Genomic DNA, 19,267 nt, shown 5'->3' with positions numbered 1-19,267 from the left:
TGCACACTGAAAATCAGGCACTTCATCAGTGGGAGCAGGATTCACCGACAGGCGCCATCGCCTGGGGAGGTTTTCACATGAGCCCCTTGTCCCATTCCATCCTGCAAGACCGGCCAGCGGCCGGGCGGCGTTTGATTGAGCCGCTGCTGCCTTATGCCCACCGAGCCGATGTCATCGTTCTGGCCTTGCCCCGTGGCGGTGTGCCGGTGGCCTATGAAGTGGCCACGGCGCTGAAGGTTCGCCTGGACCTGATGCTGGTGCGCAAGCTTGGCGTGCCGTCCCACCCGGAGTACGCCATGGGCGCGATTGCCAGTGGCGGTATCCGGATTCTCAATGAAGAGGCGCTGCGGGTGCACCCGATTGATCGCGCCGTGTTCGACGCCGTGGTAGAGCGGGAAACCCGCGAGTTGCTGCGCCGCGAGAAGGTCTACCGCGGCACGCGGCCGCCGGTGCAGCTCAAGGATCAGGTGGTGATCCTGATCGACGACGGCCTGGCCACCGGCGCTTCGATGAGGGCGGCGATCCAGGCGCTGCGTATGCAGGCGCCATCGCGCATTGTGGTGGCGGTGCCGGTGGCACCGATCGATACGGTGGAGGCACTGCGCAGCGAGGTGGATGAACTGGTCTGCCCGCTGATGCCCGAGTGGTTCACTTCGATTGGGCATTGGTACATGGATTTTGCCCAGACCTCGGATACCGAGGTGATCGAACTGTTGCAGCGGGCGTGGCAACGCGGGGAGTGCGGGTAGCGCTGAAGCGCCATCGACAGGTGGTCGCAAATCAACGCGTGAGGTGGAATAAACGCCGGTTGTTTGCTTTAGTCCATCTGGTGCCAGCCTTTTTGTGCGGCATGCCAACTCAAGACGGGAGCCCTCCCGGAGAGTGCCATGAACCTTCGATCCGCGCGTTGCGTCGCTCTGGCCGGCACGTTTGTGTTCGGCCCGGTGCAGTTCAGCCTGGCGCCGTTCGCTGAAGCCGTGGAATACAAGGAAGTGAATGCCAAGGCCAGCACCTTGAGTTTCACTTATGAGCAGATGGGTTCGAGAGTCTACGGCACCTTCGGCAAGTTCAAGGCCGATCTCGACTTCGACACGGAAAACCCCGGCGCCGCCCATGCCGGGCTGACCATCGACCTCAAAAGTATCGACGCCGGCAGCAGCGACGCCAATACCGAACTGCAAAAACCGGCGTGGTTCGACACGACGACGTATCCGGTGGCGACGTTCAAGTCGACGTCCATCAAGACCCTCGGCAATAACCGCTACACCATCACCGGCAAACTGTCCCTGCGCGGGATCACGCGGGAGGTGAGTGTGCCGGTGCTGCTGAAATCGGAGAGCTCCATTGGCATCTTCGATGGCCAACTGGTGCTCAAGCGTGACGACTTCAAGATGGGCGAGGGCGAGTGGGCGGACAGTGTGGTGTCCAACGAGATCAATATCCGTTTTCGGATGGTGGCGCCGCAGCGGTGACTGGAGACCCCGATCGCGAGCAGGCTCGCTCCCACAGGGGGATCTTCAGCGAACACAAGACTGGTGTTTGACGTCGATCCAAATGTGGGAGCGAGCCTGCTCGCGATAGCGGCCCTGACCGTCAGTGCAAATGCCAGGCACTTTGCTCGGTACTACCTTGCGACTCACAAAGAAAAACGCCCGATCCACATTGCATGGACCGGGCGTCGATCAATCCGCTCTAGTGCACTGGCACCGTCACGGTTTTGCCGAAGGCCGATTTGATGGTCGCCGTCGGGCTGGGCGACGGGCCACCGCCGACGGTCGTCACCGCTATATTCCAGCGCGCGCCTGTCGCCGTAGGCGTCAGGGTGGCAGCACCCAGGTTCACCGTACCGGTTGTGGTCGTGGCAGTCGCCGTGATGGTATTGCCCGTGCCACGCGAGGTGGTGCCGGACAGCACCCAGTAGTAGCGGCTGTTGCTGCGGGCGGTGACGGTAGCGCTGGTGACGATCAGGTTCTCGACGACCGCTGCCGAGACCGCCACGGACACCGTCGCCGGTGCCGACTCCGCACCCTTGGTATCCACGGCCTTATAGGTAAAGGTCGCGGTGAACGGCGCGGGGACCGTGGCCGGTGGTGTGTAGGTCACGCGCAGACCATCGGTGCTGACCGTGCCCTTGCCGGAGTCCGGTTGCGCCAGACCCACCACTTTAAGTGGCACGTTGCCGTCAGGGTCGCTGTCGTTGGCCAGGACGTTGATGGTCAGCGGTTGGCCGTTGTTGCTGATCGCGCTGTCGGGGTTGGCAATCGGTTTTTTGTTATCGCCGTCATTGGCACGGGTATCGCCAGTGCGGAAGGTCGGCAGCGCGGCGGAGTTGACGTAGTTGACGCCATCCCAGCCGGGCAGGGGCGTTGGCATCAACTGGAACTGGCCGGGGTGCTCGATATCCCAGCGCAGCAGCATGGCGTTGTCCTCGTGCTGGGTGTTGTGGCAGTGCTCCATGTAGGTCCCGGCGAATTCACGGAAGTGGATCGCCATTTCCACTTCCTGCGAGCTGTCGATGCCCTCGCCAATGCGATAGACGTCCTTGCGTGCCCATTTTTCCCATTCCGGTGGCGCCTTGCCGTCACGGTGGAGGACGATGCCCTCTTCGAAGTGCACATGCACCGGGTGGCTCCAGCCGCCGCCGCCGTTCTTGATTTTCCACACCTCAAGGGTGCCGTCGCCGGAGAACCCGGCATCGGTCGGGCCGTTGGCCAGTTGCGGAGCGGCGTCGATCCGGCGTGGGTCCATACTGTAGCCGAAACCGCCGTCGGTCTTGATCGTCCAGGGGGCTGCGTCGGTGCCGTCGGAGCGGCCGAAAATGAACTCACGATGCCGCGCTGCCTTGAGCTTGGCCTGCACCACCGGATCGTCGCGGTTGAGCGTCAGCGGGATCATGACCTTGCCGACCGCTTTACCCGGTTTGGCGGGTTCGTAGTCGGCGGGTTCATGCTCACGTCCTGGCCGGCATAAGGCTGCACCACCATCTGCATGAACTTGCCCACCACCGGGTCGCCGTTGTCCCATTCCAGCCCTTTGCTGCCCTGTTTGAGCACCGCTTTGTACTTCCCGGACAGCACGTCGGCCAGGCTCAGCGGTACAGGCTCCGGACCCTTGCCGCTCTGGTGCTCCATCAGGTTGACGAAGTACAGCTTGTCGCCGACGCTGATCCCGTTTTTCGCGAAGTTGACGATGATGTCGAACCGCTCGGCAATGCCGATGGTCGGCAGGATGGCGTTGTGGTTCTGCATGTCACCGTCGCCATCCAGGTCCATGCTGCCGTCGAACGGCACGGCGTGTTCCATGAGGTTGCCGTCGTTGGCAATCATGTGGAACGGCACGCGGGTATAAGACAGGCCGGAACCTGCCGGGCCGGGAACTCGCCGCCGGTGCCGGCGACTTCACGCACCAGCGCGATCCTGAAGAAACGCGACACCGAGCCATTGAGAATGCGGAAGCGATAGCTGCGCGCGCGCACATTCAGGCGTGGCTGGTACTGCCAGTTGACCAGGATCTGATCGCCCAGGAAGCCATCGGTGTTGAACGGGTTGAACCACAGCTGACCATTGGCGTCCCAGGCCTTGTCGGCCACCATCAGGTTCACATCGTAGTCACGGTTGCCCCAGGGCAGCGCCGAACCGCTGGGCAGGCGCAGGTTGACGCCGTCTTCGAAGGCTTCGTTACCGCGGTCCATGGCGCTGTAGTAGTTCATCATCACCGCGTTGCCCTTGTAGACGTTCTGCGCGGTGAAATCGAGCATGTGGTCATGGAACCAGTGGGTGCTCATGGTTTCATGCCAGTCGCCACGGATCTTGATGCTGCCGTTGTTGCACGTCTTCAGGCCCGGCGTGGCATCGTTGACATACAGGGTTTCGCCCGGGGCGCAGGGGAACGCCGCGTGAGAATCTTCAGCCCTGGTGTTGATGGTGTCGTAACCGGCCAGTTGCACCGGCCAGCGATAGTCGTAGTACTGCCCCGGAAAGAAAAACGCATTGGCATAGCCGTCGCTTTCGGCCGGGGAGTGGCCGTTGTGTTCGTGGGTGGTGAGGGTGTGCAGGCCAAATCCCATGTTGGCCGCCGGATCGATCGGCAAGGCGTTGTAGTGACGCATCAGCACCGGTTGGCCGTAGCGCACCATCAACAGTTTTGGCGGAAAGGTGCCGTCGAAGGTCCAGAGCGCCTTGTGGTTCTGAATCGGCATGTTGGGGTGGAAACGGGTATCGATGCCTTTGGTGGTGCCCGCTATTATCGGAGTGTCCGAGGTCTGGTTATAGAGCCCACCAGGCCCGAACTCACCGACGGCGTAGTTGTGCAACTGGCGGCGGTCGCGCATGCCGCCATTGAGCTTGGCGCCGGCTTGCACGGTCTTGAAGGCGACCTGTGGGTAGAACTCGTTCCAGCGCTGGTGCGACCAGCCTTTTCCTGGCGGACGACCTTCGGCCGGCGAGCCGACCGGATGGCGGTTGAGGAAGGCTTCGATCTGCGTTTTCCACGGGTTGCGGTCCAGCACGTTGGAATACTGCGACGGATACGGGTACAGCCCGGGCTGGCGCATGAAGGCTTCCAGCGCCGTGGCCGAAGGGCCGCTGCGGGCGATGTTGTTCGGGTCCTGCGTGGGCGCCGGGCCGACGGTCGGCACCGGGAAGGTCAGGGGCGGTGCCGGCAGTGTCGGGTCGAGTTTTTCCGTGCCGAACTCTTCGAACAGCAGCAATTGCTGGGTGTACGGCTGCGCCCCGAACAATGGGCTGGGCTTGCCGTTAGTGGGGATCTTGAATGATGTTTGCTGGGCTGGCGGCAACACGTTGTCGGTGGTTGGCGTGGTGCGGGTGCCGTACATGCCATTGGGCAGGGCGATGGCTCCCTGGTTGGCGGGTGGCATGGCCAGTATGGCATCCAGCGCGGCCTTGGGGTCGGCCGGCGGATTGGTATATGCCGAGGGGTCCGTTGGCGGCGGATAGCTGACATCATCCAGCGGTGCGGCGTTGGCGTTGCCGAGGCTGATGTTGATCAGCATCACAGCGGCGATGCCCGGTTTCCTGAAAAGGCCAAGCGACTTGATGTCAGGTGTGTGTTTCATCTTGTTTCCCTCGGGGCGCGCCGGTGTGGCTGACGTTCGCAATTCGCTCGATGCAAGAGGTGCGCCAATGGCGGGGAGATCCGGGAAAGACAAATAGCTGTTTGATATCAAGCGCTTGATGGGTCGGACTTGGGTCGTAATGGCGCAGTGGGTGGCAACCCTCAATGTTGGGTGCCTTCACCCAACCATCCCCCCCACTGCGCAAGTGCCAGGCGCGCTATGATAGGCGGCCCTTGCCTCCCGGAGCCTGTCACCGCAATGCCCCTGATCAGCCACTTCAAGACCCCGTGCCCCGAGCACATCAATAGCCAGATCCTGCAGATGGTGGTCGATAACCTGACCGACATCAGCATGGTCGCGATCCCGCCAAGCAACCTGCTGTACAACCTTTACCAATACGCGATCGGCTATGAGGTGCACCTGTATCTGCAAGCGCTGAACGGTGAAAAAGGCATTGCCGTGGAGTTGATCGTTGCCACTGACGAAGACGACCCGCAAAAGGTGACGGGCTTTGTGCTGTACCTGCCGGTGCAGGACGACCCCGAGGCCTGTGGTGTGGCGTACATGGCGGTGCAGGCCGAGTATCGGCGCCAGGGCGTGGCCCGGCGGATGCTGCGGGAAATGGTCGGCCGCTATCCCCATGCCGAGCTGACCTGCGCGGTGGCCAAGGTGCCGTATTTCGAGGCGATGGGCTTTGAGGTGGTGGGCGTGCGTGCGACCCAGGTGTTGATGAACACCCGCGACCACGTCACCGATGGCTTGATGGCGCTGCTGGATGTGGCGTCGATCTACAGCTCGCTGGAAGTGCGGCAGATTCACACCTACCTGCTGCAAAAGCATGGCAAGCGGGCCATGACCGACGCGGAAAAACAGCGCGACCGGCACCTGGACCAGTTGACGCGCAAGGCTCTGGAGTTTGTGCGGGGGCGGCTCGGAAAAGATGCCGTACCCGCCAGCGGACCTCGATTGCGCCTGGTCTGACCGCAATCTCCCAAACACCACAACTCCCCCTGTGGGAGCGAGCTTGCTCGCGATGGCGTCGTGTCAGTCGCGATAAATGTTGGCTGATGCACCGCTTTCGCGAGCAAGCTCGCTCCTACAGGGGGGATCGAGTTGCCCGCGAGAGCTCGCTCAGCGTTTAGGTCAGCTTCACATTCATGGTAATCCGCGCCGTGAACACCTTCTTGCCCTCGGCATCGTGAATGTCCACCGGCACGATCTTGTCGCCTTCGGTGGTCCAGTCCACTGCATTCCCCTCGGCTACCGCCGTCACATCGCTCTTGGCCTTGGCCAGGTACTCGACGGTCATGCCTTTGGGAATCCAGCGTGCGCCGGCGGGAATGGAAACGTCGGTCATCATCCCGGCGGCCAGTTCGGCGGCGTTGCACATCGCAATCGCATGCACCGTACCCAAATGATTGGTGATCTCCCGGGCAAACGGCACGTGCACGGTGGCGCTGCCTTTGCGCAAATCCTTGACCAGCGGGTTGATGGTGGAGAAGTAGGGCGCCACCTGGCAGGCCATTTTGCTGAACGCTTGCGGGCCTGCACTGCTGAATATGCTGAGGAACTGACTCATTTTGATGCCTCTTGAGGATGACAGTTTGCAGACTAATATTCTTTAACAGAATAATGTTCTGTGACGGAACAGTATTCTGTCGAGGAGAAATCTGTCAACCTAGCGCCACTAGTTCGTTGGCAACCGCCAGCTTCCACCGATGACTTTTCTGGACTGTCTTTCAGCATGGAAACCGCCGATCTGCTCGAACGCTGCTACCCCGGACGACGCGCCGAACTCAAGCGCGACATCTTCAGAAAGGCCCTCGGCCTGTTCAACGAACAGGGGATCGAGGCCACCACCATCGAAATGATTCGCACCGAATGCGACACCAGTGTCGGCGCGATCTATCACCATTTCGGCAACAAGGAAGGCCTGGTGGCGACGTTGTTCTTCACCGCTCTGGATGATCAGGCCCGCTTGCGCGACAGCTACCTGGCTGACGCACACACCACACAAGCGGGGGTGCACGCGCTGGTGCACAGCTACGTGGATTGGGTCGATAGCCAGCCGGAGTGGGCGCGGTTCCAGTACCACGCGCGGTTTGCCGTCACCAAGGGGCCGTTCAAGGACGAACTCGCCACCCGCAACAAGACGCGCAACAAGCAGTTGCTGGCATGGCTGGGCGCACAGGGCGACGAGCTGGGCGGTTTTCCGGCGGAGTTGATACTGTCGTTGATCATCGGCCAGGCAGACAGTTACTGCCGCGCCTGGTTGTCGGGCCGGGTCAAGGGCAGCCCGAAGGCGTACCGGGACATGCTGGCGCAGGCGGCGTGGCGGTCGCTGTGCATCCCCAACTCCAATGAAAATCCCTTGTAGGAGCGAGCTTGCTCGCGATGGTGTGTCAGTGACACCACTTAGCCTGACACTCCATCGCGAGCAAGCTCGCTCCTACAAGAGGAAAGTGTGGGTTTTCAGAGGCAAAAAAAAGAGCCTCAAAGCTCTTTGATGGGGAGGAAGTAGAGCCCTTGAGGCTCAAGATGCGCATGAAGCAGGCGGTGAGCTTGGTAGGGGTTCAGTTCACTCACCACCTGCGCAGCAGCTTGAGCAAACAAGCGACTGCGCAAGTTCATCCTAAAAAGACCTAGTGTTTCACTCAAGTACCGCTAGTCGCATCCCCCGGCCAGCCGGCGCGACGCAAGGCCTTGAGCAAGGTTTCGGCGTCCAGCCCCGGTACCGCATGCCCGTTGCCTTCGGCGGTGTCGGCGGCGAGCAAGGCATTGATGATGGCTTCTTCCACGGCTTCGGTGGCGGCCAGGAACAGCTCGCTGATGTGGTCGTTGTTGACCATGCTCAGGTTGTGGGTGGTCGGCGCTTTCTTGCTCTCGTAGGCGGCCGGGGGGACGTGATCGTTGCCGGTGGCGAAGGCGATGAAGATGTCGCCGCTGTGGTCTTCATTGCCACCGCCGGTGCGGGCCAGGCCGAGGCTGGCGCGCTGGGCCAGGCGTGTGCACTGGTGCGGCAGCAACGGCGCATCGGTGGCCAGGCAGACCACGATCGAACCCATGCCCGGATGGGGCAGCGACGCCTTGAGGAACGGCGAATCGACCTGTTCCATGTAGCGCCCGACCGGATACCCGTCAACGCGCAGTTCATTGCGAATGCCGTGGTTGGCCTGGACAATCGCCCCCACTGTCCAGCCGCCCTGGGCGCTGTTCAACCGTCGCGACGCGGTGCCGATGCCGCCCTTGAATTCGTGGCAGATCATGCCGCTGCCACCGCCGACATTGCCTTCGGTCACCGGGCCGCTCTCGGCGCTGCGCACGGCCTGGGCCACGTGTTCCGGCTTCACGTGAAAGCCGTTGATGTCGTTGAGCAAGCCGTCGAAGGTTTCCAGCACCACCGGCATGTTCCAGTAGAGGCGCCCGTCATCCGGTTGCTGCTCGCGGTCGATCACGATCAGCGCATCGCGTACCACGCCCAGGCTGTGGGTGTTGGTAAAGGCGATGGGGCTGGTCAGCAAGCCTGCTTCGCGAATCCACTCCAGCCCCGTGGCATCGCCGTTGCCGTTGAGCACATGCACACCGGCAAAGCACGGTTGCTGGCTGGTGGAACCGGCGCGCGGTTCGATGACGGTGACACCCGTAAGAATGTCGCGGCCGTTGGCAGTGCGTCCTCGCACATTGCTGTGGCCGATCCGTACGCCGGGGACGTCGGTGATGGCATTGAGCGGGCCGGGTTGCAGTTGGCCGATCGGGATGTTCAGGTCGCGGGCGCGTGGTTTCATGGTTTTCTCATCTTCGAATCGTGGCAGAAAAAAGAATATCTGTTGGGCGACACCGTCCCTGTGGGAGTGGGCTTGCTCGCGAAAGCGGTGTGTCAGCCAACATTTTTGGCGACTGATACGACGCCTTCGCGGGCAAGCCCGCTCCCACAGGGTTGGCGGTGTGTTTATTGGCCGTTCTTGACCTTGCTCCAGATCCGCGTGCGCACGCGCTCGGTAGCGGGCGGCAGGGGCTGGAGGGTGAACAAGGTGGCCATGGCTTCGGCGGGCGGATAGACGGCCGGGTTGCTGCGGGTCGCTTCGGCCACCAGCGTGGTCGCGCTGCGGTTGCCGTTGGGGTAGTTGAGGTGGTCGCTGACCGGGGCGATGACCTCGGGGCGCATCAGGTAGTCGATGAAGGCCAGCCCTTGTTCCGGGTGCGGGGCGTCCTTGAGCAGTACCAGCGTGTCGAACCACACCGGCGCGCCTTCCTTCGGCAGGCTGTAGGCGATCTTCACGCCGTTGCCGGCCTGCTCGGCGGTGGTCTTGGCTTCGAGCATCGCGCCGGACCAGCCGACCGCCACGCAGATGTTGCCGTTGGACAGGTCGCTGATGAACTTCGACGAGTTGAAGTAGGCAATGTGCGGACGCAGCTTGAGCAGCAACGCTTCGGCCTTCTTGTAGTCTTCGGGGTTGGTGCTGTTGGGCGGCAGGCCGAGGTAGTGCAGGGCAACCGGCAGCATCTCTGACGGCGAGTCGAGCATGGCCACGCCGCACTCGCCGAGTTTGGCCAGGTTCTCTTCCTTGAACACCAGGTCCCAGGAATCCACCGGCGCCTTGTCACCCAGCAGCGCGCGCACTTTGTCGATGTTGTAGCCGATGCCGTTGGTGCCCCACAGGTAAGGCACGGCGTACTGGTTGCCCGGATCGTTGTTGGCCAGTTTCGCCAGCAGATCGGTGTCCATGTTCTTGAAGTCCGGCATCTGCGCACGGGGCAGGGGGGCGAGGGCGCCGGCCTTGATCAGCGTGGGCAAACTGAAGTTGCTGGCCACTACCACGTCGTAGCCGCTGCGGCTGGTGAGCAACTTGCCTTCGAGCACTTCGGCGCTGTCGAAGGTGTCGTAGACCGGCGCAATCCCGGTGTCACGCTTGAAGTCCTGCAGGGTAGTGGGGCCGATGTAGTCGTACCAGTTGTACACGTGCACCGTCGGGGCTTCGACCGCAAAAGCCGACAGCGACACTGACAGACAGGCGCCAAACCCCAGATTGAAATACAAGCGGTGACGACTCATGATGCGGCACTCCTGGCCTGTTGCGGCCGGTGGTAATCAGGAGTTTGCAGCGTATCGACCGGGGTGGCCTTCACCCATTCCCATCATGGGTTACTCAAAAGGGGTAGTGCGTGGACGCGTTGTTGAAAGAGTTGCCGGTGCACCAGGGGCTGGCGCGGGTCTTCACGGCGGTGGGGCGGGACGCTTTCTGGCGTGCGCTGGTGGATACCCTGCGGTTGCTGGTGCCGCTGGACAACGCGCTGGTAGCGTTGATGCGGCCGGGCCATGTACCGCGCCTGCTGATTGATTTCGACGCCAAGGGCAACGGTGACGAGCAGGAAGAACTGGCGGACTACTGCGCCGGCATGTACCTGCTCGATCCGTTCTATCAAGCCGCTTGCTCCGGCATCGCCGACGGCTTGCACAGCCTCGAATCGGTGGCCCCCGACCAGTTCCAGCATAGCGAGTACTACCTGAGTTACTTCAGCACCGTGGTCGGTGGGGACGAGTTGCAGTTCATGGTGAACCTCGACGGCGCCGTGCTCGGCCTGTCCCTGGGGCGTTCGATGCGCTTCAGCCTCGAGGAACAGGGCCGCCTGCTGTGCGTGCGTGACTGGGTGCTGGCGGCGATGCGCCGACACCTGGATTTGCTGCCACCGCAAGGGCCGGTCGCCGAACCACCGGCCGGCGATCTGGCGACCTTGCTCGATCGCTTCGACGCACGCCTGACCCTGCGGGAAATCGAAACCGCGCGCCTGATTCTCCAGGGTTTCTCCAGCAAGGCCATCGCCCAGCAAATGGGCATCTCCCCGGAGACGGTGAAAGTGCATCGGCGCAATCTCTATCACAAGCTCAACGTGAACGGGCATGGCGAGTTGTTTGCACTGGTGTTGCGGCCGCGTTGATCTGAGTCAGGCCACAAAAAGCGGAACTCAGTCTCCCAGCCTGAACACCAACGCCTTCAACCCGCACTCGACATCCGCATCGGGAAACTCCGGCGGGTTCTCCAATCGCTGCACAAACTGAAGGCTCGGTGATTCGCGGGTGACACCCTCGATGAGGAAGTCGGCGCCGAACGCAGGGTCGTTCATGCACGCCAGTACAGTGCCCTGTGGGCTGAGCAATTCGGGCAACCGGCGCAGCACGCGCTGGTAATCCTTGGTCAGCAGGAAGCTGCCTTTCTGGAACGACGGCGGGTCGATGATCACCAGGTCGTACGGCCCCTTGCCGATCACCTTGCCCCAGGATTTGAACAGGTCGTGGCCTAGAAAGGTGACCTTGCCCAGATCATGGCCGTTGAGCCGGTGATTGTCGCGGCCACGGCTCAGGGCCGAGCTCGACATGTCGAGGTTGACCACATGCGTCGCGCCGCCCTCGATGGCCGCTACCGAGAAGCCGCAGGTGTAGGCGAACAGGTTCAACACCCGCTTGCCTTGGGCGTTGGCCCGCACCCAGTCACGGCCGTAGCGCATGTCGAGGAACAGCCCGGTGTTCTGTTTGCGGCCAAGGTCCACCCGGTATTTCAGGCCACCTTCGGTGATGGTCATTTCCTCGATGACGTCCCCGAGCAGCCATTCGGTGGTGCTTTGCAGCAGGTAGCGATGTTGCAACAGCAGCGTGTGGGCACCGGATTGGGCCCATTGCGCTGATTGGGTGATCGCCATCAGCACCTGCTTCAAGTCTTCCAGTTGCGGCGCTTGCGGCTCCTTGAACAGCGCCACCAGCACCACGCCCTGCAACCAGTCCACGGTCACTTGCTCCAGCCCCGGCCAGCAGCGGCCACGGCCGTGGAACAGGCGGCGGGTTTCTGCTGGGGCGGTAGCCAGGGCGGTGAGCACTTGTTGGTTAAGGGGGGCGAGGGCTTCAGGGTTCATCGGGTCGGGTCGGTCATTTGTTGGGGGGCGGCATTTAACCATAATTGCGCTGCTGGTGAACCACCACAAAAAAGGGTGGGAGCGAGCCTGCTCGCGAAGGGGCCGCGTCAGTCGGCATAGTTGTTGAATGACACACCGCTTTCGCGAGCAGGCTCGCTCCCACAGGTTTTTAGGTGTTCACCAGGAGCGAGTTATCACGATTAATTTAACTTTGCGTGAGGATTTGGCGATCTTCCGGCTCCCATAATCGGCCCCAACGAACAACAAACGGGAGCCGGACATGTCGCAGAGCACTGCTTCACCCAAGTCCAGTCATCCACGCTGGCTACGTCTGACCCATTGGCTCAACGCCCTGGCGGTGCTGGTGATGGTCACCAGCGGCTGGCGCATCTACAACGCCTCGCCGATCTACGAATTCAGCTTTCCCAAGTCGATCACCCTCGGCGGCTGGCTGGGCGGCGCGCTGCAATGGCATTTCGCAGCGATGTGGTTCCTGGCGATCAACGGCCTGATCTACCTGGCCTTCAACCTGTTCAGCGGGCGCCTGAAGCGGCGGTTTTTCCCGGTTTCGCCCAAAGGCGTACTGCAGGACCTGTGGGCCGCGTTACGCGGAAAACTCGGGCACGCCGACCTCAGTCATTACAACCAGGTGCAACGCGTCGCTTACCTGTTCGTGATAGTCGACATCACGCTGCTGGTGCTCTCCGGTCTGGTGTTGTGGAAGTCGGTGCAGTTCCCGCTGTTGCGTGAATTGCTGTTCGGTTACGAAGGCGCGCGCCGCGTGCACTTCTTCGCCATGGCGTTGTTGGTGGCCTTTGTGGCGGTGCACCTGGTGATGGTCGCGCTGGTTCCGAAAACGCTGTTGGCCATGATCGTCGGCCGCAAGGAGCAGGTATGAAAAAGCGCATTCAAGTACCCGGGCTGGACGAGGCTTCGATCCTGGCCGACGCCCGCAAGATCCTCGCCCCGCAAATCGAAGACCGCTCGCGCCGTTCGTTCCTGCTGCGCGGCCTGACCCTCGGTGGCGTGGCGATGTTGTCCGGCTGCAACATCACCGACAACGAAAGCGTCGAGACTGCGCTGTCGTCCATGTCGCGCTTCAACGATCGGGTCCAGGGCTGGCTGTTCAACCCCAATGCGATGGCGCCGACCTATCCCGAGTCGATGATCACCCGGCCGTTTCCCTTCAATGCCTACTACAGCATCGACGAGGCACCGACGGTGGAGGAGCAGAGCTATCGCCTGGAAGTCACCGGCCTGGTCGCCGACAAGCGCAGCTGGCGCCTCGAAGAACTGCGCGCCATGGCGCAGACCGAGCAGATTACCCGGCATATTTGCGTCGAAGGCTGGAGTGCGATCGGCCGTTGGGGCGGTGTGCGTTTCAGCGATTTCCTCAAGCGCATCGGCGCCGACACTGATGCCAGGTACGTCGGTTTCAAATGCGCCGACGACTACTACACCAGCATCGACATGGCCACCGCGCTGCATGCGCAAACCCTGCTGGCGCTGACGTACGACGGCGCGGTGTTGCCGCGCCAATACGGCTTCCCGATGAAGCTGCGCATGCCCACCAAGCTGGGCTACAAGAACCCCAAACACATTCAGGCGATTTTCGTCAGCAACACCTACAGCGGCGGCTTCTGGGAAGACCAGGGCTACAACTGGTTTGGTGGCAGCTGATGAGCGTGCAAAACATTCACCGTCCGCAAACCCGTGCTCCAAGGAGATTCATCATGAAAAAGTTGACCACCGTTGTTCTGTCCATGTGCCTGGCCGTTGGCGCCGCCTCTGTGTTCGCCGCTGACACCATGAGCAACGACAGCATGAGCAAGGATTCGATGTCCAAGGACGCCATGTCCAAAGACGCCATGTCCAAGGATGCGATGAAAAAAGACGCGATGAAGAAGACCGATTCGATGTCCAAGGACGCGATGTCCAAAGACAGCATGTCCAAGGATGCAATGTCCAAGGACGCGATGAAAAAAGATGCGATGTCCAAGGATGCGATGAAAAAAAGCGAAATGTCGCAGTAAGTCCAGACAACCGAAATCCCCCTGTGGGAGCGGGCTTGCTCGCGAAGGCGTAGTGTCAGTCGCTATCAATGTTGACTGATCCACCGCCTTTTCGCGAGCAAGCCCGCTCCCACAGTGATTTTGGGATCACCACAGATCACCGCAGGAGCTGGCTTGCCAGCGAAAGTGCCCTCAAGGGCGTTACAAAACCCGGATCGGTCACCTGGCTGCATCAAAAATGAATTTCCGCCGAGTCTACTGCTCATACCTTTAAGGTAGCGGATTAGAGCCCGTGAATTCATAGAGGCAATCAGGGAGCGGCACGGTCATGAGTCGAGCACCGACGGCGGGTGGAGATCTTCCTGGCGGGTTGATCCTGGTGGTTGAGGACGACCCGCTGATCCTGGAGTTTCTGTGTGAGATTCTTCAGGAGGAAGGTTTTGTCGTCGAGCCGCAAATCAGTGCGGACGCCGCAGTGATCTATCTGGAGGAGCATGCGCCGCAGGTGCACATGCTGCTGACGGACATCAACATGCCCGGCACGCTCAATGGCGCTGACCTGGCCAACCAGTTCGGCGATCGCTGGCCGGACAAGCCGATCATGATCATGTCCGGTTTCGAAACCCCTGAAAGCTCGGGCGTGCGGCACAGGGTCTCTTTCATCAAGAAGCCCTGGATGATCGGCGGGCTGCTCGATTGTGTGGGCGAGACCTTCAAATCCAGGCGACTCAACTGACCCGCGCGGGATGCTACATTGCCGGGCAAATCCGTCCAGCACCCGCGAGGTTCTTTTCCTTGGCTGATCACTCTGTTTTCAACTCGACTTACCGTGCCTTTCTGTTCGACATGGACGGCACGGTCCTGACGTCCATTGCCGCCGCCGAGCGGGTCTGGACAACCTGGGCCGTGCGCCATGGCGTCGATGTCGACGCCTTCCTGCCGACCATCCACGGTGCCCGCGCCATCGACACCATCAGCCGTCTGGGCTTGCCCGGGGTGGATGCCGAAGCGGAAGCAGCGTGGATTACCGAAGCGGAAATCGAGGATGTCGACGGGGTATTCGAAGTGGCTGGCGCGGCGAAGTTCCTGCGGTCTTTGCCAGTCAAGCAGTGGGCCATCGTCACTTCCGCCCCTCGGGAACTGGCGTTGCGGCGGATGGCGGCGGCGGGGATTCCAGAGCCTGAGGTGATGGTGACTGCCGAAGACGTCACGGCCGGCAAACCCGATCCTGCGGGGTACCAACTCGCGGCCCGGCGCCTGGGTGTCGAGCCTGAGCAGTGTCTGGTTTTTGAGGACGCCACGGTGGGGATTCTGGCGGCCGAGGCGGCGGGGGCGGACTTGATGATTGTCACGGCGACCCATGAGCAGCCCATTGAGACTGAGCATGTGACGGTGGCAAGTTATGAATCGGTGCGGGTTCTGGTGGATGCCGCCGGTCTGCGCCTGTACGCCGTCTAATGTGGGAGCGGGCTTGCTCGCGAAAGCGTCCTTCCAGTCGACATGTTTGTTGAATGATGGGCCGCATTCGCGAGCAAGCCCGCTCCCACAGGGGGGCCAATGTTCCAGTCAGTAAAGCCCCGGAACCAGCCGCCAGGAGCGGGCGCAATAGGCCTCGTATTCGCTGCCGAACTGCGCCCTCAGCAGGGCCTCTTCCGAGTGAATCCTGGCAATCAGCGGGATCAAGGTCAACGCCGCCAGCAACAGACCGACGCTCGAGCGAAACGCCAGCGCCCAGCCCACGGCGATGACCATCATCCCCAGATAACTGGGGTTGCGCAGGTTGCGGTAAATCCCCTCGGTGACCAGTCGATGCCCCGGCTGGATGGCCACCAGCCCGCTGAAGCGCTTGCCCAGCACAAATACGGGCCACAACCGCAGCGCGCCGCCCACGATGAACAGCAGCGACCCGAGCCAGCGCACGCCTTCACCGCCGAAAGTCCAGAAGTCGATGCGGTCGGTATAGGCTGGCAGAAAGCCACTCAGCACACCGATCACGCCGAAAGCCGGAAGGACCCAGCGATTGGCCCGGTCTTCGCGCTCCCCCGAACTCAGGTTGACCTCGCTGAACAGTGATACGACGGCCATGATCAGGGTGGCCAGGGCAACGACGACCAGTGAGCCGTGATTGAAATAGGCCGCGAAACCACCCAGTCCCCAGATCGCCAGGCCAAGGTAGGCGAGGGTGCTGACGACGGCGAAAAACGCCAGTCTGGCCGAGATTTTCATAAGTGCCTCACACGCGAAAGTGCCTCCTTACATTGTAGGAGCTGCGATGCGGCGTTCCGACTTGCCTGCGATGGCGTTTGAAGACTCGACACCGGCTTCAGAAGCTATGACCGGCAAGCCGGCGCCTACACAAACGACTCCGCTCTCCCATTGCGCCGAATCACCTGCGGCGGTTGCCCGAACACCCGCAGGAACGTTTCGCGCATGCGACGGCGGTCAGCGAACCCGGTTTCCAGGGCGATCTGGTCAAGGGTCAGGCGTCCGCGTTCAAGCATCTGTCGCGCCGCTTCCAGACGCAGGTTCTCGATGGCCTTGGCCGGCGATTGCCCGGTTTCGGCGCGAAATGCCCGGCTGAATTGCCGGGGGCTGAGGTTGGCCACTTGCGCCAGTTGCTCCACCGAAAGGGGCTGGGCGAGGTGTTCCCGGGCGTAGCCGAGCACGGTTTGAATGCGATCGGATTTCGGCGCCAGCTCCAGCAGCGCCGAGTGCTGCGACTGGCCGCCGGCGCGGCGATGGTACATCACCAGTTTCTGCGCCACGGCCCGGGCCAGCTCGGCGCCGTGGTCCTTTTCCACCATGGCCAGGGCGAGGTCGATGCCCGCCGTCATGCCGGCGGAGGTCCAGATCGAACCGTCGATCACATAGATGCGATCAGCCTCGACCTTGATCGCCGGAAACCGTTCCTGCAGTTCCCGGGCGTAGGCCCAGTGGGTGGTGGCCCGCCGTCCGTCGAGCAGGCCGGCCTGGGCCATGACGAACGCTCCGGAGCAGATCGACGCCGTGCGGCGTGCAGTGTTGATACTGGCCCGCAGGTAATCCAGCACGGCCTCGGGCGCCTGTTCGACGATCGAGTCGCCACCGACCACGATCACCGTGTCGAACACGCGCCCGTCGAATGCCTCGGTGCCGACGCTCAAGCCGCCGGAGGCACACAGGGTGTGACCGTTTTCGGACAGCACGCGCACGTCATACAGCGCCTCTGCGGCACTGAAATTGGCGTACTCGAACACCGGCATGGCGGCCAGCGCCATGGACTGGAAACCCTCGAAAACCACGAACGCCACGTTGATCATGGAGCTACCCTCAAATGGTCGTGTCCGAAAAACGTACTTTAAACGTCATTTGAGACAAGCGTAAGTCCCTTTATAACGGTCAGCACCCGGCGAATCTCTCGCCTCACCGTAGAGGAATTGCACCATGGCGCTCTCATCCAAAGGTACTGCACTGATCACCGGCGCTTCTTCGGGCATTGGCGCGGTGTATGCCGATCGCCTCGCCCGGCAGGGTTACAACCTGATTCTGGTGGCCCGCAGCCGGGCCAGGCTCAATGCCCTGGCCAATCATTTGAGCGACCAGACCGGGCGCACCGTGGAGGTGGTTGTCGCCGACCTGAAGAGCAAGGCAGATTCGCTGCGGGTCGAACAGATCCTGCGCAGCGATGCCAGCATCACCCTGTTGGTCAACAACGCCGGGGTCGGTGGCGTCATGCCGCTGCTTGCAAGTCCCGTGGACGAGATGGAGGCGATGATCAACCTCAACGTGACGGCGTTGATGCGCCTGGCTTATGCCGTGGTACCGGGCTTCGTCGCCCGGGGCGCTGGCACTGTGATCAATATCGCCTCCATCGTCGCCATCGCCCCGGAGATTCTCAACGGCGTGTACGGCGGGACCAAGGCGTTCGTCTTGAGCCTGAGCCAGTCGATGCAGCATGAACTGGCGGACAAAGGCGTACGCATCCAGGCGGTGTTGCCGGGGGCGACCGCCACTGATTTCTGGAGTGAGGCCGGCAACCCGGTGGAAAACCTGCCGCAGGAAATCGTGATGTCGGCCGAAGACATGGTCGATGCCGCGCTCGCTGGCCTGGCGGCCGGCGAAGTGGTGACCATTCCGGGCCTGTACGATGCCAGCCAGTGGGACCGTTACGAAGCCCAGCGGCAGACGCTGTCCGGGTTGTTTGGCAACTCCGTGGCGGCGCCGCGCTATCGCTGAGACGGTCGACCCGAGGCCGGGTGAACTAAGCTTGGGAGAGAGGACCGTTCACCACCGGCTTGCGCAAGCTCGACGAGCCGGTGGCGTGTAACAGGAGCCCATATGCTTCACATCCGAACGCCTTTGATCCTGCACCCTGGCCTGTCGACCCCGACTCGCCGTATCTGGCTGAAACTGGAAAACCTGCAACCTGGCGGCTCGTTCAAAATACGCGGCATTGGCTTGCTGTGCAGCCGGGCGGCGCAGCAGGGCAAGCGCAAGGTGATCTGTCCCTCCGGCGGTAACGCGGGACTGGCCACGGCCATGGCTGCCGCGTGCCTGGGGCTCAAGGCCTGCATCGTGGTGCCGCACACCACCCCGCAAAGCACCCGGGAGCGGATCAGCAATACCGGTGCCGAGGTGATCGTGCACGGCAAGGTCTGGGACGAAGCCAACCAACGGGCACGGGAACTTGCCCAGGACCCGCGCACTGAATTCGTGCCGGCCTTCGACCACCCGGTGTTGTGGGAAGGGCACAGCACCATGGTCGATGAAATCCTTGAAGACTGCCCGCCAGTGGATGTGCTGGTGACATCGGTGGGCGGCGGTGGCTTGCTGGCGGGGCTGCTCACCGGCCTGATCCGTCATCGGCGCACCGATTGCCGCATCGTTGCCTGCGAAACCGAAGGCGCGGCGTCGTTCGCCGCGGCGGTGGCGGCCGGGTACCCGGTCAGATTGCCGAAAATCGACACTGTCGCCACGTCTCTGGGCGCCGCACAAGTGGCCACCTGGCCGGTCAAGCACATCGGCGAATTCCCCCATGAGTGCGTGGTGCTCAGTGATGATGAGGCGATCATGGGCGTGGTGCGTTACGCCAATGACTTGCGTCAGTTGGTCGAGCCGGCATGCGGCGTTTCATTGGCGATTGCCTACCTGGATCACCCGGCGATTGCCGACGCCAATGACGTGGTGATCGTGGTGTGCGGCGGGGTGAGTATCAACGCGCAACTGGTGGCCGGGTGGGCACGCTTGTCCACTGCCACGCACGCCAGGTAGGGCCGCAAACGCTATCCCGGTGTCA

18 protein-coding genes and 1 pseudogene are annotated in these 19,267 nt (G+C 62.1%); 12 read left to right on the top strand and 7 right to left on the bottom strand.

Annotated features, from left to right (window positions below; genetic code table 11):
* Positions 1-77 precede the first annotated feature (77 nt).
* Both RS887_RS19690 and RS887_RS19685 read left to right on the top strand, forming a co-directional pair.
* Entirely contained in the window at positions 78-749 is a 672-nt protein-coding gene (locus tag RS887_RS19690; protein ID WP_322616656.1) for a phosphoribosyltransferase, read from the top strand.
* A gap of 138 nt (positions 750-887) precedes the next feature.
* Positions 888-1,472 carry a YceI family protein gene (locus RS887_RS19685; RefSeq protein WP_322616655.1) on the top strand — a complete coding sequence of 195 codons (585 nt, stop codon included), beginning with the start codon at positions 888-890 and terminating at the stop codon, positions 1,470-1,472.
* A gap of 220 nt (positions 1,473-1,692) precedes the next feature.
* On the opposite strand, the pseudogene RS887_RS19680 reads toward RS887_RS19685, so the two are convergent.
* Positions 1,693-5,074: pseudogene (locus tag RS887_RS19680) on the bottom strand (Ig-like domain-containing protein).
* 258 nt (positions 5,075-5,332) lie between these two features.
* Here RS887_RS19680 and RS887_RS19675 point away from each other — a divergent pair.
* On the top strand, positions 5,333-6,055 hold the full coding sequence (locus RS887_RS19675; RefSeq protein WP_322616654.1) for a GNAT family N-acetyltransferase: 723 nt from the start codon (positions 5,333-5,335) through the stop codon (positions 6,053-6,055).
* Between the two features lie 157 nt (positions 6,056-6,212).
* Here RS887_RS19675 and RS887_RS19670 read toward each other — a convergent pair whose 3' ends face one another.
* On the bottom strand, positions 6,213-6,653 hold the full coding sequence (locus RS887_RS19670) for a hotdog fold domain-containing protein (RefSeq protein WP_322616653.1): 441 nt from the start codon (positions 6,651-6,653) through the stop codon (positions 6,213-6,215).
* Between the two features lie 165 nt (positions 6,654-6,818).
* On the opposite strand from RS887_RS19670, the gene RS887_RS19665 reads away from it, so the two are divergent.
* Positions 6,819-7,451, top strand: coding sequence for a TetR/AcrR family transcriptional regulator (locus RS887_RS19665; RefSeq protein ID WP_322616652.1), 633 nt, complete (start codon positions 6,819-6,821; stop codon positions 7,449-7,451).
* A gap of 277 nt (positions 7,452-7,728) precedes the next feature.
* Here the strand turns inward: RS887_RS19665 and RS887_RS19660 are convergent, their stop codons facing one another.
* Both RS887_RS19660 and RS887_RS19655 read right to left on the bottom strand, forming a co-directional pair.
* Positions 7,729-8,859 (bottom strand): P1 family peptidase, encoded by a 1,131-nt coding sequence (locus tag RS887_RS19660; protein ID WP_322616651.1) that lies wholly within the window; start codon positions 8,857-8,859, stop codon positions 7,729-7,731.
* A gap of 164 nt (positions 8,860-9,023) precedes the next feature.
* Positions 9,024-10,127: an extracellular solute-binding protein gene (locus RS887_RS19655; RefSeq protein WP_322616650.1), complete on the bottom strand. Its 1,104-nt coding sequence runs from the start codon at positions 10,125-10,127 to the stop codon at positions 9,024-9,026.
* A gap of 110 nt (positions 10,128-10,237) precedes the next feature.
* Here RS887_RS19655 and RS887_RS19650 point away from each other — a divergent pair, with 110 nt between their 5' ends.
* Entirely contained in the window at positions 10,238-11,011 is a 774-nt protein-coding gene (locus tag RS887_RS19650) for a helix-turn-helix transcriptional regulator (RefSeq protein WP_322616649.1), read from the top strand.
* A 27-nt stretch (positions 11,012-11,038) separates the two neighbouring features.
* Here RS887_RS19650 and RS887_RS19645 read toward each other — a convergent pair whose 3' ends face one another.
* On the bottom strand, positions 11,039-11,980 hold the full coding sequence (locus tag RS887_RS19645) for a class I SAM-dependent methyltransferase (protein WP_322616648.1): 942 nt from the start codon (positions 11,978-11,980) through the stop codon (positions 11,039-11,041).
* A gap of 280 nt (positions 11,981-12,260) precedes the next feature.
* Between RS887_RS19645 and RS887_RS19640 the strand changes: the two genes are divergently transcribed.
* The 5 genes from RS887_RS19640 (at position 12,261) to RS887_RS19620 (ending at position 15,450) form a co-directional block, all read left to right on the top strand.
* Positions 12,261-12,878 carry a cytochrome b/b6 domain-containing protein gene (locus RS887_RS19640; protein ID WP_322616647.1) on the top strand — a complete coding sequence of 206 codons (618 nt, stop codon included), beginning with the start codon at positions 12,261-12,263 and terminating at the stop codon, positions 12,876-12,878.
* Entirely contained in the window at positions 12,875-13,660 is a 786-nt protein-coding gene (locus tag RS887_RS19635; protein WP_322616646.1) for a molybdopterin-dependent oxidoreductase, read from the top strand. The genes RS887_RS19640 and RS887_RS19635 overlap by 4 nt, the downstream gene beginning before the upstream one ends.
* Positions 13,661-13,713: 53 nt before the next feature.
* Complete coding sequence (locus RS887_RS19630) at positions 13,714-14,013, top strand: pentapeptide MXKDX repeat protein (protein WP_322616645.1); 300 nt, start codon at positions 13,714-13,716, stop codon at positions 14,011-14,013.
* A 307-nt stretch (positions 14,014-14,320) separates the two neighbouring features.
* Complete coding sequence (locus RS887_RS19625) at positions 14,321-14,728, top strand: response regulator (protein ID WP_111289322.1); 408 nt, start codon at positions 14,321-14,323, stop codon at positions 14,726-14,728.
* A 59-nt stretch (positions 14,729-14,787) separates the two neighbouring features.
* Entirely contained in the window at positions 14,788-15,450 is a 663-nt protein-coding gene (locus RS887_RS19620) for an HAD-IA family hydrolase (RefSeq protein ID WP_322616644.1), read from the top strand.
* Positions 15,451-15,558: 108 nt separating this feature from the next.
* Here RS887_RS19620 and RS887_RS19615 read toward each other — a convergent pair whose 3' ends face one another.
* Positions 15,559-16,218, bottom strand: coding sequence for an isoprenylcysteine carboxylmethyltransferase family protein (locus RS887_RS19615; protein WP_322616643.1), 660 nt, complete (start codon positions 16,216-16,218; stop codon positions 15,559-15,561).
* A 125-nt stretch (positions 16,219-16,343) separates the two neighbouring features.
* Positions 16,344-17,291, bottom strand: coding sequence for a GlxA family transcriptional regulator (locus tag RS887_RS19610; protein ID WP_322616642.1), 948 nt, complete (start codon positions 17,289-17,291; stop codon positions 16,344-16,346).
* A 124-nt stretch (positions 17,292-17,415) separates the two neighbouring features.
* Between RS887_RS19610 and RS887_RS19605 the strand changes: the two genes are divergently transcribed.
* The gene (locus tag RS887_RS19605; RefSeq protein ID WP_322616641.1) at positions 17,416-18,207 is read left to right on the top strand and encodes an SDR family oxidoreductase; all 792 of its coding nucleotides are present in this window, start codon (positions 17,416-17,418) and stop codon (positions 18,205-18,207) included.
* Positions 18,208-18,309: 102 nt separating this feature from the next.
* Positions 18,310-19,242: a pyridoxal-phosphate dependent enzyme gene (locus RS887_RS19600; RefSeq protein WP_322616640.1), complete on the top strand. Its 933-nt coding sequence runs from the start codon at positions 18,310-18,312 to the stop codon at positions 19,240-19,242.
* Positions 19,243-19,267 lie beyond the last annotated feature (25 nt).

It is taken from the genome of Pseudomonas sp. BIC9C, from assembly GCF_034541995.1.
Lineage (GTDB): Bacteria > Pseudomonadota > Gammaproteobacteria > Pseudomonadales > Pseudomonadaceae > Aquipseudomonas > Aquipseudomonas fluorescens_CC.
This window is presented reverse-complemented; position numbering and strand designations above follow the sequence as displayed.